This is a genomic window from Streptomyces marianii (genome assembly GCF_005795905.1).
In the GTDB taxonomy this organism is placed as follows: domain Bacteria; phylum Actinomycetota; class Actinomycetes; order Streptomycetales; family Streptomycetaceae; genus Streptomyces; species Streptomyces marianii.
On sequence record NZ_VAWE01000002.1, the window covers coordinates 53,115 to 68,392 of the forward strand.

The 15,278-nt window shown below is 70.5% G+C and carries 17 protein-coding genes; 14 read left to right on the forward strand and 3 right to left on the reverse strand.

Annotated elements, in window-relative coordinates; all coding sequences use genetic code 11:
• Positions 1 to 104 precede the first annotated feature (104 nt).
• From FEF34_RS38120 to FEF34_RS38150, 7 genes are all read left to right on the forward strand, one after another.
• A complete protein-coding gene (locus tag FEF34_RS38120) occupies positions 105 to 923 on the forward strand; it encodes a toxin glutamine deamidase domain-containing protein (protein WP_138058033.1) in 819 nt (272 codons plus the stop codon).
• Between the two features lie 81 nt (positions 924 to 1,004).
• Positions 1,005 to 1,298 (forward strand): hypothetical protein, encoded by a 294-nt coding sequence (locus FEF34_RS38125; RefSeq protein WP_138058034.1) that lies wholly within the window; start codon positions 1,005 to 1,007, stop codon positions 1,296 to 1,298.
• Positions 1,299 to 1,700: 402 nt separating this feature from the next.
• Complete coding sequence (locus FEF34_RS38130) at positions 1,701 to 2,999, forward strand: ADP-ribosyltransferase (protein WP_138058035.1); 1,299 nt, start codon at positions 1,701 to 1,703, stop codon at positions 2,997 to 2,999.
• A 186-nt stretch (positions 3,000 to 3,185) separates the two neighbouring features.
• The gene (locus tag FEF34_RS38135; RefSeq protein WP_138058036.1) at positions 3,186 to 4,586 is read left to right on the forward strand and encodes an ADP-ribosyltransferase family protein; all 1,401 of its coding nucleotides are present in this window, start codon (positions 3,186 to 3,188) and stop codon (positions 4,584 to 4,586) included.
• 100 nt (positions 4,587 to 4,686) lie between these two features.
• Positions 4,687 to 5,004 carry a hypothetical protein gene (locus FEF34_RS38140; protein WP_138058037.1) on the forward strand — a complete coding sequence of 106 codons (318 nt, stop codon included), beginning with the start codon at positions 4,687 to 4,689 and terminating at the stop codon, positions 5,002 to 5,004.
• A gap of 64 nt (positions 5,005 to 5,068) precedes the next feature.
• Positions 5,069 to 5,371 carry a hypothetical protein gene (locus FEF34_RS38145; protein ID WP_138058038.1) on the forward strand — a complete coding sequence of 101 codons (303 nt, stop codon included), beginning with the start codon at positions 5,069 to 5,071 and terminating at the stop codon, positions 5,369 to 5,371.
• A gap of 163 nt (positions 5,372 to 5,534) precedes the next feature.
• Positions 5,535 to 5,756, forward strand: a complete 222-nt coding sequence (locus FEF34_RS38150) for a hypothetical protein (protein WP_138058039.1) — start codon at positions 5,535 to 5,537, stop codon at positions 5,754 to 5,756.
• Between the two features lie 40 nt (positions 5,757 to 5,796).
• On the opposite strand, the gene FEF34_RS38155 is transcribed toward FEF34_RS38150, so the two are convergent.
• Entirely contained in the window at positions 5,797 to 6,051 is a 255-nt protein-coding gene (locus FEF34_RS38155) for a hypothetical protein (protein WP_138058040.1), read from the reverse strand.
• Between the two features lie 497 nt (positions 6,052 to 6,548).
• Entirely contained in the window at positions 6,549 to 6,866 is a 318-nt protein-coding gene (locus FEF34_RS38165; protein ID WP_138058041.1) for a hypothetical protein, read from the reverse strand.
• 121 nt (positions 6,867 to 6,987) lie between these two features.
• On the opposite strand from FEF34_RS38165, the gene FEF34_RS38170 reads away from it, so the two are divergent.
• A complete protein-coding gene (locus tag FEF34_RS38170; RefSeq protein ID WP_138058042.1) occupies positions 6,988 to 7,236 on the forward strand; it encodes a helix-turn-helix domain-containing protein in 249 nt (82 codons plus the stop codon).
• A gap of 52 nt (positions 7,237 to 7,288) precedes the next feature.
• Here FEF34_RS38170 and FEF34_RS38175 read toward each other — a convergent pair whose 3' ends face one another.
• The gene (locus FEF34_RS38175; RefSeq protein ID WP_138058043.1) at positions 7,289 to 9,169 is read right to left on the reverse strand and encodes a hypothetical protein; all 1,881 of its coding nucleotides are present in this window, start codon (positions 9,167 to 9,169) and stop codon (positions 7,289 to 7,291) included.
• Positions 9,170 to 9,573: 404 nt separating this feature from the next.
• On the opposite strand from FEF34_RS38175, the gene FEF34_RS38180 reads away from it, so the two are divergent.
• The 6 genes from FEF34_RS38180 to FEF34_RS38205 all read left to right on the forward strand — a co-directional run bounded on the left by FEF34_RS38180 (position 9,574) and on the right by FEF34_RS38205 (position 15,247).
• Positions 9,574 to 9,846, forward strand: a complete 273-nt coding sequence (locus tag FEF34_RS38180) for a hypothetical protein (RefSeq protein ID WP_138058044.1) — start codon at positions 9,574 to 9,576, stop codon at positions 9,844 to 9,846.
• A gap of 79 nt (positions 9,847 to 9,925) precedes the next feature.
• Positions 9,926 to 10,786 carry a hypothetical protein gene (locus tag FEF34_RS38185; protein WP_138058045.1) on the forward strand — a complete coding sequence of 287 codons (861 nt, stop codon included), beginning with the start codon at positions 9,926 to 9,928 and terminating at the stop codon, positions 10,784 to 10,786.
• A 284-nt stretch (positions 10,787 to 11,070) separates the two neighbouring features.
• Positions 11,071 to 12,015: a hypothetical protein gene (locus FEF34_RS38190; protein WP_138058046.1), complete on the forward strand. Its 945-nt coding sequence runs from the start codon at positions 11,071 to 11,073 to the stop codon at positions 12,013 to 12,015.
• 10 nt (positions 12,016 to 12,025) lie between these two features.
• On the forward strand, positions 12,026 to 12,565 hold the full coding sequence (locus tag FEF34_RS38195; protein WP_138058047.1) for an HD domain-containing protein: 540 nt from the start codon (positions 12,026 to 12,028) through the stop codon (positions 12,563 to 12,565).
• Entirely contained in the window at positions 12,562 to 13,611 is a 1,050-nt protein-coding gene (locus FEF34_RS38200) for a hypothetical protein (protein ID WP_138058048.1), read from the forward strand. Before FEF34_RS38195 ends, FEF34_RS38200 begins: the two co-directional genes overlap by 4 nt.
• A gap of 139 nt (positions 13,612 to 13,750) precedes the next feature.
• Entirely contained in the window at positions 13,751 to 15,247 is a 1,497-nt protein-coding gene (locus FEF34_RS38205; protein ID WP_138058049.1) for a nuclease-related domain-containing protein, read from the forward strand.
• The last annotated feature ends 31 nt before the right edge of the window (positions 15,248 to 15,278 follow it).

A 15,278-nucleotide genomic window follows, 5' to 3' on the forward strand; every position in this document is an offset into this window, starting at 1 on the left:
CTGCAAGTCGGCGCCTGCGAGGGGAGCGGCCTCTGTCCACAGGGCTGCCGTTCCAGCCTGCTGCGTGAACGGCCAGGCAATTGGCCCGAAGCAGGGGAGCAGACGTGTGCAGATCACTCGCCCAGGGCGGCCGGCGCTGCCGGGGGAGCAGTCTCGCGGTGCGGCGCGCCCGGTACGCCACGGTCACCTCCGCCGCGGCGAAGTCGTACCGGCAGGCCCTCGACGACGGCAGCATCGACTACGGCGGTGCTGCCTGGCGTGCGCACGAGCGCGCCCAGTCCAGCGCCGACCGCGCCCGTGCGGCCGCCGCGGTCGGCGACCACGAGGCTGCCGAGCGTGCCGCGCTCGACGCCAAGAACCAGATGAACCACGCGGCGTACCTGGCCCGGTACGACTCGCAGGGGCGGGTGGCCCGGGCCGCTGAGGCGCGGCGTACGGCCAAGCAAGTGGACAAGGCACTGGCCGGCGCCAACCCGAAGTATCAGCAAGGGGTGCGTGCGTACTCGCACAACTGCACCCATGTCTCTCAGGCCTATGAGCTGCGTCGGCGTGGGCTGGACGTCGAAGCGGCGCCCGACACGACGGGTGGGCGTACCTATGTGGAGTACAGCGAGCCGTGGGGCGGCTGGCAGAAGTTCACTCACTGCGAGGCGTCAGCGGATGTCGGGCGGGCGCAGGTGGAGCGGGCGTTCGCCGAGCCCGGGTCGCGTGGGATCGTCAGGGTGCGCTGGAAGAACGGTGGTGGGCACGCCTTCAACGTCGAGAACGTCGGTGGCAAGGTCCGCTTCATCGACGCGCAGCCGACACCACCGGTGACCGATGCTTCGCACTACTTCTCGCTCGCCACGGAGTCCGGGTTCCTGCGGCTCGACGACAAGCCCACCCCGTCGAAGAAGGCTCTCGCGTCGTTCATCGCGGACTGAGCGAGCGAGCAACACACCCGCTTGACATTTATAACCTACTCGCGTACATTAGAGTTAAGATACCGAGGAACGGATACTGCCATGGCGATCACGTACGAGCAGGCACGCGACCGCGTAGTCGCGGAGCTTCAGCCCACCTGGACGAACGGCACGTTCTGCATCGACGACCGGACGATCGTCGAGAACGACGACATGTACGTCTTCGAGGTCGGCGCGCGGGAGTACCTGAAGGACCGCGACCCTGCCTTCGAGATCGTGGGCGGCGTCACCGTGGTCTTCAAGGAGGACGGCCGCGTCGACAGCCTCCCGTCTGTGCAGGTGGCGACCGATCAGTCCATCCAGCGGCGCCCCAACCCCCGCCCCACCTTCGGCTGATCCCGGCGGCGGCCGGGCAGGGCCGGAGCCCGCACATCGGCGGCTCGCTCATCGCCGGTCCGGGGCCGGCCGCCGCTGCACCGGAGGGTTCTGCCTCAGTTCTCGCGCACTCCGCGGCAACGAGCCCACCAACAACGTAGGACCGACTGAGCCCGGGCGCCGTACGTGTCAGCGGGCGGCGGAACAACTTTCAACCTCACCCTGAGCCGGGGCGGCGTCATGCCGCCTCGGCTCACTGCATGCGCCGCCCCGCCCGCTCCGGCGTCCTCTGTCCACAGCTCCTCCCCCGCAAGATCGCGTGATCACTCGGACGAGTAATCGCGCGAGAGGCAGCGGAGGGGAGCGGACGTGTGCAGGTCCATAGCGAAGGGGGGACGGCGGTGCACGTCCTCGCAGCCGGCCATGCGGTCGGCACGACGGGCCGCCTCCGCCCAGTTGGGCAAGGCCGTCGCCGAGGCCGGCGACCAGGACGCGCAGGAAGCGTTCGCCAACGCTCAGGCATGGGCGGCGCGGACCAAGGAAGCTCTGGAGTCAGGTGACGACGACCGGGCGCGGATGTACGCGGTCAACGCGAAGAAGTGCGCGGCCGCGGCCCGCGCCTACATCCGCGGGAGGCAGCCGAAGAAGCCCTATCCGGATGCCGATGATCCTGCGGCGCTGGCCGAGACGCCGCCCCCGCCTCCGCCGGAGCAGACCCGTGCGGCGCGAGCTCTGGCCGGAGCCGTCGGCGTCGGCGGACGGGCAAGGGTGCTGCCCCCTCGGGAGGACGGCGGGCAGACGAGTGCCTGGAACGACCAGGGCTTCGGTGGGGCCGCCACCATCTACCCGGGCGAGGGGGACGACCCTCCGTACGCGAGAGTCGTCTTCAGCCGCCTCGACCGCGACCGCTACCAGGCGCTGGCCAATTCGCCCTGGCCCTACCGGACCGAGGACGGCCAGGTCGTCTACGACCGCGTTCCCGTCGATCACGCCGAGCAGATCATCCACGCGGCCGCCTCCCGCCGCGTGGCCAAGCCCTGGGAACGGCACGGCCTGAGCGATGAGGGGTACCGGGATGGCCTCGACGAGGTGACGGCCGGTCGCCTGGTGCCGGAGTCGCAAGCGTGGGCGTCCAACCTTGACGAGAACCAGCGCCAGTGGGTCACGACGTACACCGGTCATTCATACAGCGAGATCAACGAGCACCTCTACAAGGGCCGGGACCTGGACCAGCCGGCCGAGGACATGCACACGCCGATGCGGGTCGTGACGGGCCACATCGACTCGGCGATCGCGGCCGCCGGCGAGTCCGAGCAGGCACACCGGTGCTTCCGCGGGTACACCCCGCCGCTCGAGGTCCGCAGGGAGAACCGGGTCGCGTCCTGGGCCCGGGAGAACTTCGTCGTCGGCGGCCGCTACCGGGACGACTCCTACATGTCGGTGTCCCACTGCCCGGAGGTGGCTGCCGGCTTCGCCGACCGCTACTGGGAGGACGACGACGGGGAGTTCGGCAACGCCGACCACGGCGTCGTCTTCGAGACGGTCTCACGACGCGGTGCCGCCGTCGCGCACATCTCCGCCTTCGGCAACGCCGAGCGGGAGCGGCTCATGCCTCGGGGCTCTGAGTTCGTCGTGGTCGGGGTGCACGAGAACGTGAACGTGGCCGGCAAGCCGTGTGTGGTCGTGCAGTTGGCCGACGTGAACGAGTCCAAGCGGTACTGAACCCCGGCGCGAGCGGCCGGGGGCGCGGACAGCGAAAGTGCCGGCCCTCACGGCCGGTCCTTGTGCCCGCGCGCTCCCGGCGCCGACCGGCCGGCCTCTGTCCACAGGCCGGGCCGTTCAAGATCACTTTGCTGCCTGCCGGAGGCAGCCCCGCGGCTCGCGGGCGAGGAAGGGAGGGGACCTCAGGTGTGCAGGTCGCAATCGAAGGGCGGGCGCCGGTGCGGCTCGTCCCACCCGGCCGTGCGGGCCGCGCGCCGCGCCGCCTCGGCCCAGCTGCGCCAGGATGTCGCCGGGGCCGGCGCCGGACACCCTGCGCTCGGCGCGTACGCCACGGCGCAGATGTGGGAGGCCAAGACCCGTCAGGCTGTCGAGAACGGAGAGGACGAGCAGGCCAAGGTGTACGCGGAGAACGCGAAGCTGTCGGCGGCCGCGACGCGCACCATGCTGAGCGACCGCAAGCAGGCCCCCCGGTACCCCAACGCCGCCGACCCTCGCGTCGCGTGGGCGATGCCCGCGCGCACGCCCGAGCCGCCCGAGGACGAGTGGGGCGCGGCGCAGATGCCGGAGTTTCCCGAGCATGTCCGTGCCGCCGACGCGTTCGCCCGGGCCAGCGGGGCGGGTGGAGCCGCCACCTTCGTGCCGCGCGCGGACGGCGGACAGACGGTGGCCTGGCGCGGAGAGGACTTCGCCGGCTCCGCGACCGTGTACCCGGCCGACGGGGATGAGCCGCCGCACGCCCGGGTCGTGTTCAACCGCCTCGACCAGGGCCGTTACCAGGCGCTGGCCGACTCCCCCTGGCCGTACCGTGTCGAGAACGGGCAGGTCATCTACGACCGCGTCCCGGCCGACCACGCTGAGCAGATCATCGCCGCGGCGCGCAGCCGGCAGGCCGCCCGGCCGTGGGAGCGGCACGGCCTGGGCCGAGACCCGCACCGGGCCCAGCTCGATATGCAGCGGGCCGGCGCTCTCGTGCCGGAGTCCAAATCCTGGGCCGCCGGCCTCAGTCCCGAGCAGAACCACTGGGTCAGCACCTACACCGGCTCGCAGTACCAGCAGATCAACGCCCACCTCTACAACGGACGTGACCTCGACCAGCCGGCGGAGAAGATGGACACCCCGATGCGGGTGGTCACCGAGAACATCAACGCGGCGATCCGATCGGCAGGCGTGGCGGAGGTCCCTCACCGCACCTTCCGCGGGTTCACCCCGCCTCTGGAGGTCCGCAAGAACAACCGGGTCGCGCAGTGGGCGAGGGAGAACTTCCCGGCCGGCAGCCGGTACCACAGCCCGTCGTTCCTCTCCTCCTCCCACTGCCCGAACGTGGCAGCAGAAACGCACTTCGCCCAGACCTACTGGTCGGACGGCGGCCGCTCCGGCGAGGCCGACCACGCCGTCGTGTTCGAGATGGTCTCCCGCCGGGGAGCCGCCCTGGCCCATGTGTCGCAGTACGGGAACGCGGAACGGGAGCGGCTGCATGAGAGCGGATCGAACTGGGTGTCCGTGGGCGTCCAGGAGAACGTGACGATCAACGGACGGAAGTGCGTCGTGGTCCAGCTCGTCGACATGCGCGAGGTTCACCGCCACTGACCTACTTTTCCGAATCACTTGACAGAGTTTAATAATTAGACTAGAGTGGTTCCCAGAGTGAGGAGCATCCGAACCTCGCCACCATCCCTTGGAGGACGACATGACAGACCAGCGCAAGCCCAACCCCCGCGACTCGCGCATGGCGGACCAGCCCGTCCTGCGGCCGGTCGGTCCGCTCCCGAAGGTCGGTCCGCGGCCCACCTTCGCCGAACTGGCGGCCCAGGCCGACGAGCGTGACTACCAGCCGCTCGCCGCTCACCTTGACGGCGACGCGCGCGCCGCGCTCGGGCTGCCGGCGGCGCCGCAGGCGGTGACGGTGGACCGCGAGCTCGCCGGCCGCGTCCGCGACTACTACTTCGAGCACCCCGCCAAGATCGCTCAGCTGCCCGACACAATCCGTGACCTGATCAACCTCTGAACCGCCGGCCATACCGGCTCGCCCTCAAGCAGGGACACATCTACCTGAAGGACGGCGCTTCCTCATGACCAGTCCGATCAGCGCGCCTGATCTTCTCCGCGAAGTCCGACAGACCCTGGCAGCGGCCGGCCTGCGCCATGTGTCCGACGCCGAGGCGTGGATCAACTCGAGTGACGAGGTGCTCTGCAAGGTCACCGTCGCCCCTGACGAGCGCCCGGGGGCAGCCGCCGTCCCCGGACACCTGCTGCGTGCCCTTCGGGCAGGCGGGTACGCCCTGGCTGTAACCTGCGACAGCGCCGCCCCGGACGCCGCCTCACCGGAGGCCGCCCTCCATGCGGGCCACGCTGTTCGCCTCACCGCCGGCTGACCGGACCACACCGGCCCCGAGCCCGGCTCTACGGTCAGCCGCAGCAGCCCGCTCCGTCACGCGCGACTGCTGGGCTGCCGCCGGCATGCCGGACTCGCGTCACCACGTACCCGGCGTCCATATCGGCCGTCGAGCACGGCCCATCCGGAAGGAACCCCGCGGCATGCGGCACATGAAGCCGAACTTCGACCACTACACGACCAACCGGGACAAGGCCCAGGCGTACGCAGCCCAGGCGTCGTGGGAGAGCATCAGCTCCCGGCAGCGCGCCGAGTACATCGCGCTGGCGCGCCTGTACCTGGACCTCTCGATCCAGGACGCCGCCGGCAACACCGCCCCGACCGAAGACGCCGCGAAAGCCAGGAAGGCAGGGCGCGACACATGACGCTCCGCCGGCGGCCCGGCCTTTGCGGCTCCACGTACAGTCAGCCTCCGGCCACCCAGCGGGCCATCGCCTCATAGGCGTCCAGGACCTTCCCGTCGTACGGGCCAACGCACTCACGCAGGGTGTCACCGAGCCGCTGGTACTGGCTTGCGGCGCCCCGCGGGTCGCCTCGCTGGCCGATCAGCTCGGCCAGATGCCTCCAGGCTTCGATGACCTGCGGGTGAGCGGGTCCGTACTGCTGTTGCAGGCTGTCGAGGTGGTCTCGGAGGACGGCTATGGGGTTCTCTGCGGTCATGAAGGGCCATCCGTTCAGGGCTGGGAGGGAGCAGCCGCCGGGGTCTTCCCCGGGCGGGTCGCGTGTGTTGGGCAGCGGGTTGCCAGGGCGGCCACCAGCATGGACACGGCGGCAGTTGATCGGCGGCACACGGCTCCGAGTCAGCACCAGCGCCCCCTGGCGGGACATGCCCGAGCAGTACGTCGCGTGTACGACTCGTTCCGGCCCCGGCAGCGGGACGGGACCTGGCATCAGATCTTCACCGCGCTGCAGGCCCAAGCCGACGCGAAGGACAAATCCGACCAGGCCCGCAACTACAAGAGGCGTGGCTCACATGGGGGTCGACCGAAGGCATCCGACCCGGTCGACTACCGCGAACGTCACGACGCCGAATACGGCCATATCCGTCCCAGAAGGCACCCTTCTATGGCGGCGCGGTGCGACAAGCTGGCGTGGCGGTCCGCTACGAGGCGACTCTGCTCGCAGCGGACATCAATGAGTGGCCGTGAGGTGCAAGTTCAGCCCGTGGGGTTCGAGCCGTAGGCCCCGCGAAGGGCACGGTTCCAGTTCTTGCGCAGTCGCTTGCGCTGCTTCGGAGTGGCGTAGTGCTGAAGGTAGAACTCCTCCTCCGGCATGAGGTCATCGGTCGATTCAATCAGCGCGAACGAGTCACCGACGTACGGCGACACCTTCAGCTGAGCATCCCAACCGCAGTCAATGCCACGCTGCCGGCGGTATCCCTCAACCCGCTTCCAGCGCGCCTCACTCTTGGCGTCCATCACCTCGGCGCGTGATGTCGGTGTGCTTTCCTGGCCGGTCATGACATTCGCCTCCACTGCGACCTCCGTGAGCTCAACGCTCGCACGATCAGGGCCACTTCAGAGCATCGGATCTTAATGTTGCCTATAAGCTACATCTGGTGTTGCTTATAGGCAACACTCGTGCGATGGTCTATGCGTGCCCGATGAGACCGATACCCCCGCCGCGCCGTCCCGCCGACAGGTGTTCGGCGGACGTCTGCGAGAGCTGCGCACACAGGCGGGACGCTCACAGGCTGACGTGGCGCGGGCGGCGGGTTTGGACCGGGCGTACTACGTGGGAGTCGAAGCGGGGAAGCGCAACATCTCGTTGGACAACGTCTTCGCACTCGCCGATGCACTCGCTGTCGACATTGTGGAACTGTTCACCCCGCCGCAGACCAAGTAGGGCGTGGCCCAGCAGTTCCCATAGACGCCCCAGCTACGGCCGGTCCGAGAGGCTACTCGGTGGCCTCCGCGCGCGTGTGCAGGCGGCCGGCGACAACCAGGGCGAGGCGGCTGGCGGCGGCGGCAGCCTCGTCGGAGAGGGTGCGGCGGCTTTCGGCGGCCGCATCCTCGTCCCAGCCAGTGACCGCTCCGGCGACGATGAAGGGCAGTTCGCGAAGGTCGTCCAGTTCAGGGCACACGACGGTGTCCGGGATCCCGTGCTCGCGCAGACGTTCGCGTACCTCGGTGAGCTGGTGCTGGTCGATCTCTTCGGGGACGCGGGAAAGGAGCAGCGTCGGCCTGGCCTGGACGAGGTGGTCGAACTGCCCTAGCAGCCAGGCCGTGACGGCTTCGGGATCAGCCGTGTGCCGGACGGTCCTGATGTCGTGCTTGCCGAGGTACGCACCGAGGTCGTCCGGGTCCTCGTCGGGCTGGAGGCCTCGGGTGTTGCGGGCGCGGTTGCGGTCCGCCCACACTGCGGTGGCTGCGTCCCAGGTGGCCGGGTGTCGGCGGCGCCCCTCGGCGTGCAGGAAGCCCAGGAAGTCCCGGCGCCAAGACGTCAGATGGGGTGTGGCCGATTCGGCGGGCAGGCGTGGCCAGTCGTCCGGGACGGGAGGGATGTGCGTGTACTCGGCCCACCAGCTCTCGGCGTCGTTGCGGTCTTCCGCGACGACGTAGACGTCCGGGCTTTCGGCTTGGTGGTAGTCCTCGATCTCGGTGCGGTCCTCCACGTAGGCGGCGAACATCGCGTCCAGGAACTGCAGGAGCCGTGCGGTGTCCTCGGTGTGTCCCCACACGTCCGGCTGGTAGGGGGCCAGGGCGATGACAGCATCGGCATGCTCGACGAGGTAGCGCATCTGAAAGGCGGCGCCGGCGTCCAGGACCACCATGTCGTGGGAGCGGGAGGCCTCGGCCAGGAGCTCGCGGGCGCGCGCGGGGTCGGGTGGCAGCGTCATGGCGCGCAGGGCTCCGCGGCCGGGCAGATCGTCGGCGATGTCGGTGAGCACTCCGGGGGGCGGGAGTTCGTCGCGCAGGAGGTAGGCGAGCCCGTTGGGGTCTTCGGTGCCGGTGCCGAAAAAGGCGACCCTGGCTCCGGTGCGGGCGAGCGCGTCGGCGAGGGCGAGGGCCGCGGTGGTGCAACCGAGGCCCGCCTGCCCGCGTGAGCTGGTCACGGCGATGACGCCGCGGGCGAGGCCGCCGGCCGGGCCGACGTTGCGGGGCTCGATCCGGTGGGGGCTGGGCCCGTCGAGTTCCTGGCGGGTGGGCGGCCGCTCCGCCCAGTGTCGCGATCCGGCCGGCTGGAGGGCGATGCGGCGCAGGGCCCTGCTCCACAGGGTTCGCTCCTCGGTCGGCAGGCTGCCGACGAGATGGTTCCATGCCTCGTGTTCGTCGGCATGGGGCGTGCGGCTGGTCCACAGCGGTTCGAGGCCGGCGGCCTCGGCCCATTCCTCGGCGGCCGTCAGGTCCCGGCGCCGGGCGCGGACGGCCAGGTGGGCGCTGTGGCCGGGACGAGCGAGGAGCAGGGTGTCGGTGCGGCCGGCGGGCGGGCTCACGCGCAGGCCGGCGACGCCCGCGATGCCCGCGGCGGTACGGGTCGGCAGGAGCCGTGCCAGGAGCCGTGGCAGACAGGCCGGGTCGGGCCACAGGACGAGGCGGTCGACGTCCGGGGAGACGCCGCGCAGACCGAAGCGCGGTCCTTCCTCTGCCAGTTGGGGCAGGCGGGGACGGGCGAGGGTGAGCATGACGGCGGCTTCGAGGAGCTGCTGCTGTGGGTCGGCGGCGTCGGGGACGAGGCCGAAGTGCAGGCCTCGGGCCTGGTAGAAGGCGTGGGCTGCCTGGCGCGGCTCGCCGGTGTACTGCTGGCGCAGCCGGATGGTGTTGCTGTCCCTGGACATGAGGCATCCGTTCCGCGGCACGACTCCCCGGACCGGCGTACCGGCAGATGTGGTGAAGGTTGTGCAACTGACGTGACGACTCGTCTCTTCCCGCCGCTGGTGCACCTGCGGGTCCGGGCCACCTGGTGCGGACGGAGGCAGCAGTCCCTGCCCGGGAACACCATAGCGCCCGCCTCGGCATGCCTGTGCCCGTTCCGGCCAGCCGCCGCACGGGGGCTGGGACCGCGCCTTCGGTCTGCCGTACCACCCGGTCCGGACCCGTGCTCAAGACCGCGACAAGGCCGCGTGGCGGCTCAGGCGGGCCGCCGTGTGCCACCATCCGCGCTACTTTTCCTTATTGCTTGACGTTGTTTAGCAATGTGTGAGATCATATTTCTTGACGGCGTTAAGCATTAGGGGAGAACATGGCCACCAAGAAGGATCTGAACCAGCTGAAAAAGAAGGCGGAGAAGCAGGGATTCCGGTTCGTGGAGACCAAGAACAACCACTACCGGGTGTTCCTCGTCGTCACCGAGGCCACCTCCGAGGAGGAAGAGGTGCTGACGTTCGTCACCACGATGCCCAGCACCCCAAGCGAGTACCGCGGCCTGAAGAACGCGCAGGCGGCCCTCAAGCGATTCGGCTTCGTCTACGAGACGGAGAGCAAGGGCAAGCCCAAGCCCCAGCGCACCCACTGATCGGCCGGGGGCGCCGGGGACACTCCCGGCGCCCGGCCGACCGCGCCGTCACCGCCCCTGCCCCCGAGATGAGGAAGCCATGACCGAGAGCACCTACAACGTGCGCGTCGAGTACGACGTGAGCAAGATGCCGTCCGACGCGATCATCAGCAGCATCCACGAGGACCTGTCCCGCTACGACGTCTCCGTCGGCTCCTCCCCCGCCGGCGGCCTGACCGTTCGCCTGTTTCTCCAGGCGGACAGCCCCGTCGACGCCGGCGCCCGCGGCGTCGAGTACGTCCAGGGGACCCTGCTGAAGCACGGGGTCGTCCAGGTGCACCAGATGACCGGATACGAAGTACTCACGGAAGAGGAGTTCGACCGCCGGCTCGCCGAGCCGCTCGTCCCCGAGCTGGCCGGCATGTCCGAGGTCGCCCAGATCACCGGGACCACCAGGAGCCGGGCCAGCCAGCTGCGGAAGAAGCTGGAGCCCTACCTCGTCCAGGAGCTGGTCTCCGGGCCCGTCTACCTCGCATCCGGCGTACGCGCGTTCGCCGAGAAGGAGTACAACCGCACGCCCGGAGTGCGCCGCAGCGAGATTCCCCTCACCCCACTCGAGCGCGCTCTGTTCGAATCGCTCGCCGCGGCCGCAGCCGGCACCGAGGTGCCCTCCCCCACCACGGACCATCAGGCCGTCGCCCGCGTGATCGAGGGGGTTGTCGGCAACGGCCACCAGCTCCAGCTGCACGCCCAGCCCTCCGGCTCCGACATCGCCGGCGCGCTCGACACCCTGCTGGAGCACGGCCTGGTACGCACCCGCAAGATCTACAAGAAGGAGATGAGGGAGCTGGCCGCCGGCCACGAGGAGGACCTCGTCGTCAGCCTCACCGTGAAGGGAGAACGCCACTCCGGCATCACCACCCGGTCCACCGGCGCCTCCGGCCAGAAGGAGAGCCAGTGACCGCGGCCGGCGCATCCGCTGCAGCAAGCCGCCCGGACCAGCTCCACGTTCCCGTACTCAACGGCCACACGGCTGCCGCAGCGCAGCCCGGGCGGCACCGGCTGCTGACCGGTGCCGGCGTGAGCCTCCTCGAACATCACTTCCCGCCCCGCTCCCAGGCCCGGCCGGCTCGGGCGGGCATGCCGATCTCGCCGCGTCAGCCCATTCCGGTCAGCAACGCGCGACAGCCCCGCCACACCACCGGCATCCCCCACCGGCCGCCCCCTCATGAAGGAGACCGCAACTTGGCAGACCCCCAGACACCCGCCCCCAGCCCCTCCCTCGCCCAGGCCCTCTCGGTGCTCGTCTCCCCCGATGACGACTTCCTGCGCGAAGCCCAGCGCAACGACGAGCTGGCGCGGACCCTGACGCACTTCGACGCTCTCGGGCGCGGCATCGCGGAAGCCCTCAACACCCGTGACGTCGAGGGAGGCGGCTGGACACACACCATGCTGCCCGCCTACTGGGGCAACGTGACGGTGCGCCACCGCGACGGGATGCACTTCGTCTTCATGCACCACGGCCGCTCACGCAAGGGCCCCGCCGGCCGCCGCCTCCGCGTCGAAACCGGGTACCCCCACGGCTACTGCGGCTGGCGCGCGGAGCCGATCACCGTCTCGATGGACCGTGCCCCCGACGCGATCGCTGCGGACGTCCTGCGGCGGCTGATGCCCGCGTACAAGGACACCCTGCGCGAAGCTCTGGCGGACGCCCACCGCAGCGAGGCGCATCGGCAGGCTCGTATCGGGCTGAACGGGCTCATCGAGCAGCTCGTGCCGGGCATCCACGGTGTCGGGGGTGTGCGGCCCTGCGACGCACCGGACCGCAAGACCTCGTTCTGGTCCGGCCGCGATCACGTGCCGGAGGGCCAGTACGCGTTGCCGGTCGGCGGGAGCGTGACCTTGGACCACGACGCCAGCGAGGTGGAGATCACGCTCTCTCATGTGCCGCCCGCTCTCGCTCTGGACCTGCTCGGCCACCTGCGGCGATATGGAGTCGTCTCGGGCCAGAGGGTGCCTGTCGGCCAGGCGCCGCGCGTCATCGCCGGTGAACTGGAGCCCCGCGACGCCGTCGAGGCCCTGCCGCCCGCTGACGGACACGCGCGCCGCCGGGCCCTGCACCGCGCGCAGGGCAGGGTGTTCCCCAGCCGGCCGGTGACGGCCGCTGTCGAAGCCGGGCCCACCCGGTGAAGGAGGAAGCATGAAGTCTGTCCGCGAAGTCGACCTTCTGGCCGAGCGCGCCCACGCCGGGCAGGTCGACAAGATCGGCCGCCCCTACATCGAACATGTCCGCTCGGTGGCCGCCGGGCTCGCGCCGCTCGGGGACGAACTCGTCATGGCCGGCCTGCTGCACGACATCGTCGAGGACACCGACTGGACGGCCGAAGCGCTGCTGGACGCCGGCGTCCCGGCGCGCGTCGTCGAGATCGTCGAGGCGGTGACCAACCAGCCGGGTACGGCGTACGAGGAGAAGATCCGGCGCATCACCGCCGACCCGGCGGCGACGCTCGTGAAGATCGCCGACAACGCCCACAACAGCCACCCCGACCGGGCTGCCCAGCTTCCGCAGGACAAGCGCGAGCGCCTGGCGGCGAAGTACCGCACGGCGCGCGCCGTACTGTGGCCGGCGGCGAGCCGCGCTGACGTCGAGGCGATCGTGCGGATCGTCAATCCGGCGCTGCTCGCCGAGGTGGATGAGGTCTTCGGCACGTCCTCGGTTCCTGCGGGGGGTTCTGCGTGAGCCAGCCCGGTGACCCCAGCGGCCCGGTCGAGGAAGTCATCCGGCTGCTGGAATCTGCTGCCGGACCCGTGAACCCCATGGTGCTGCTGGTCGGTCCTCCCCTGTCGGGCATCACGCGGTCGATGTACGAGGCGGTCCGCAGCGGCCTCCCGCACGGGCGTCTGTACCAGCTCACCGTTGCCGACCTCGCCGCCCGGCCGGACCTGGAAGACCTGTTCAGCGGCATCGGTCCGCACGTGCTGTGGCTCGACGGCTTGGCGCCGGCCGACCTCGTCCTGCTCGGCCACGGCGTCTTGGACCAGGTCCTCCCGCACGCCATGGTGCTGGCCAGCGTCGACGCCTTCTGGTGCGACCGCGTCCTGCGGGACGGCTCGGCCGCCATCGCGCCGGCGCGGACGGTCCTGCTGGAGTACGCGGATCGCATCCCGGTGCCGTTTACGCTGTCCCCGCGGGAGCGGTCCCGGCTCCGCGAGATGGGTTACCCCGTCAGCAAGGGGCTCGCAGAGTCGCTCGTCGGCGGCGAGAACCTGATCAAGCACTACCGGCGTGGAGCGCGGAGTCATCCGGAAGGGCACCGGCTGGTCCAGGCCGCCATCGACGCGCGGCGCTGCGGCATCCACCGCCCCTTCTCCGAGGACGAACTGCAACGCCTGTGGGAAGCACGGGGCGGCTCCCCCGGCGCGTTCCAGCGTGCGTTGGACTGGGCCAGCGCCGTCCCTGAGGGTTCCACGACGGGACTTCTCTTCCGCGCGCACGGCGGCCAGTCCGAGGACTGGCGGGTGCTCGGGTACGCGGCCGGCGCCGACAACGGCGATCACGGGCACAAGGCCCGCCGCCTGAGCGATGACGCCTGGAAGCAGGCGCGCGAGCTGTTCGCGGACGCCGCCGATCAGTACGCCCTCGGAATCGCCGCGCATCTGCACGGCCGTGACGAGACCGCGCGCCTCGCCCTCTCGCGGACCGTCCAGGTTGCCCCGCCGCAGGATCCCGTCGCAGCTGCGGCGGCCGGCGCGCTCAGGAGTCTGGAGGCCGAGGGCTCGGTGTAGGACCCGTGGGGTGACGCCCTAGGCGAGCGCGGTGCGGAGGAAGTCGGTGGCATGGTTCGGCAGGTCGAGGCCCCGTGGCGTCCTGGCGGGCGGGGAATCTCGGTGCGCGGCAGGTCAGGCGGGGTGAAGAATCCCGGGTATGCGGCATCTCCTTCCCTCGCACCCCGTACCGGAACACCGGTACATCGAGCGCGTCCTGCGGCACTCGACGGACTCGCTGGTCCGGCTGATCGCGGCCACCAGTCCGGGGCTTCCGGCCGTCCGTGACCTCGGGAAGCGGGATCTCAGCCCGTACGGGCCGTGGGCCCTGCAGGACGTGGCGTGGGTGTCCCTGGCTCTGGGCAGCGAGACCAAGCCTGCCGCGACGAGAGACGACCTCGCGGAGATCGTCGGCCTCTACCTGGCCCTGGACGACCCGATCACCCACGAGCCCGCCGGCGGGCTCCGGCTGGAGCGCTTCCTCCAGCGCGTCACGCACCAGCAGGGCGGCTGGCAGGAGAGCGACTACGCACAGCTCAGCCGGTCCGTCGCCCTGCTGCAGCAGACGCCGCACCCCGACGGCGGTCTGGAAGTCATCCGTCCCGGATGGGATCACGAGCTGCTCGGCTGCTCGTTGACCGACTACGTCGGCCTCGCCGAGCTCGTCTGGGCCTGCGCCACCCTCCACCCGGACCCGCGCCGCCGGGGCCGGTTCGCTGTGGAGTGGTACCCGGCACGCGACTACGTCGAGTTCGACCATTTGCGCTCTCCCGCACAGGTCAAGGCGGTGCTGCGGCGGCACTTCGCCACCACCAAGCTCAGGCTCCGTACGAGCTTCCCTGCCGGCGCCGACCCGCTCGTGAGGCGCTACACCCACAACCCGCTGCGGGCCCGCCCCCTGGTTGGCGGGATGCCCGGCGGCTACCTCGTGCCGGTCCCGGCCGCGGTGCTCGGCAAGGCCACGCCACTCGGCTTGTACTACACCGGGGGTGACAACAACTCGGAGCGGGGCAAGGCCTTCACCCGGGACGTGGGCCACCTGTTCGAACGGTACGTGGGCCGGCAGCTCGCCCTGCTGACCGACGCCGAGGTGCACCCCGAGGTGGAGTACAAGCTGCCCAAGAAGCAGAGCGGGAAGTCGGTCGACTGGATCGTGGTCTTCCCGGACCTCGTGCTGCTGGTCGAGGTCAAGTCGACCCGGCCGGGCGAGGCGCTGCGCCTGGGCGCGGAGAACTTCACCACGATCCTCGACAGCCAGTTCCGCAAGGCTTTCAAGCAGGTCGACAACTCGGCCGACCGCATCCGCTCCGGGGCGCACCCCGAGTTCGACCACATCCCGCGGGATCGCCCGATGGTCGGCATGGTCGTCACTGCGGAGCAGTTCCACCAGATCAACACGTCCGAGCACCGGAGCGAGCTGCCGTCGACCAGCGTGCCGGTGACCGTGACCTCCATTCAGGAGCTGGAGGACGCGGTTACCATCACCGGCACGAGCCTGGCCGACGTCCTGCGCGCGAGCGCCGCCGGCGGTGGCGCGGCGCTGCGACCGCTCTTCCAAGGGCACACGTTCCTGGACCACAACGCGGTTCTGGAGCAGGGCTGGTCGGCCATTCCGTTCGCGCGCCCCCGAGACCCCGGCACGGGGGCGGCCCGGTGACACCGTACGAAGCGGGGCTTGATCAGGGGGA

Bases quoted from the DNA above. Each gene is read 5' to 3' on its own strand.
- FEF34_RS38155 (WP_138058040.1), bottom strand. From the start codon at position 6,051: ATGACCGCAGAGAACCCCATAGCCGTCCTCCGAGACCACCTCGACAGC.
- FEF34_RS38145 (WP_138058038.1), top strand. From the start codon at position 5,069: ATGACCAGTCCGATCAGCGCGCCTGATCTTCTCCGCGAAGTCCGACAG.
- FEF34_RS38125 (WP_138058034.1), top strand. From the start codon at position 1,005: ATGGCGATCACGTACGAGCAGGCACGCGACCGCGTAGTCGCGGAGCTT.
- FEF34_RS38130 (WP_138058035.1), top strand. From the start codon at position 1,701: ATGCGGTCGGCACGACGGGCCGCCTCCGCCCAGTTGGGCAAGGCCGTC.
- FEF34_RS38205 (WP_138058049.1), top strand. From the start codon at position 13,751: ATGCGGCATCTCCTTCCCTCGCACCCCGTACCGGAACACCGGTACATC.
- FEF34_RS38180 (WP_138058044.1), top strand. From the start codon at position 9,574: ATGGCCACCAAGAAGGATCTGAACCAGCTGAAAAAGAAGGCGGAGAAG.
- FEF34_RS38185 (WP_138058045.1), top strand. From the start codon at position 9,926: ATGACCGAGAGCACCTACAACGTGCGCGTCGAGTACGACGTGAGCAAG.
- FEF34_RS38150 (WP_138058039.1), top strand. From the start codon at position 5,535: ATGCGGCACATGAAGCCGAACTTCGACCACTACACGACCAACCGGGAC.
- FEF34_RS38140 (WP_138058037.1), top strand. From the start codon at position 4,687: ATGACAGACCAGCGCAAGCCCAACCCCCGCGACTCGCGCATGGCGGAC.
- FEF34_RS38195 (WP_138058047.1), top strand. From the start codon at position 12,026: ATGAAGTCTGTCCGCGAAGTCGACCTTCTGGCCGAGCGCGCCCACGCC.
- FEF34_RS38175 (WP_138058043.1), bottom strand. From the start codon at position 9,169: ATGTCCAGGGACAGCAACACCATCCGGCTGCGCCAGCAGTACACCGGC.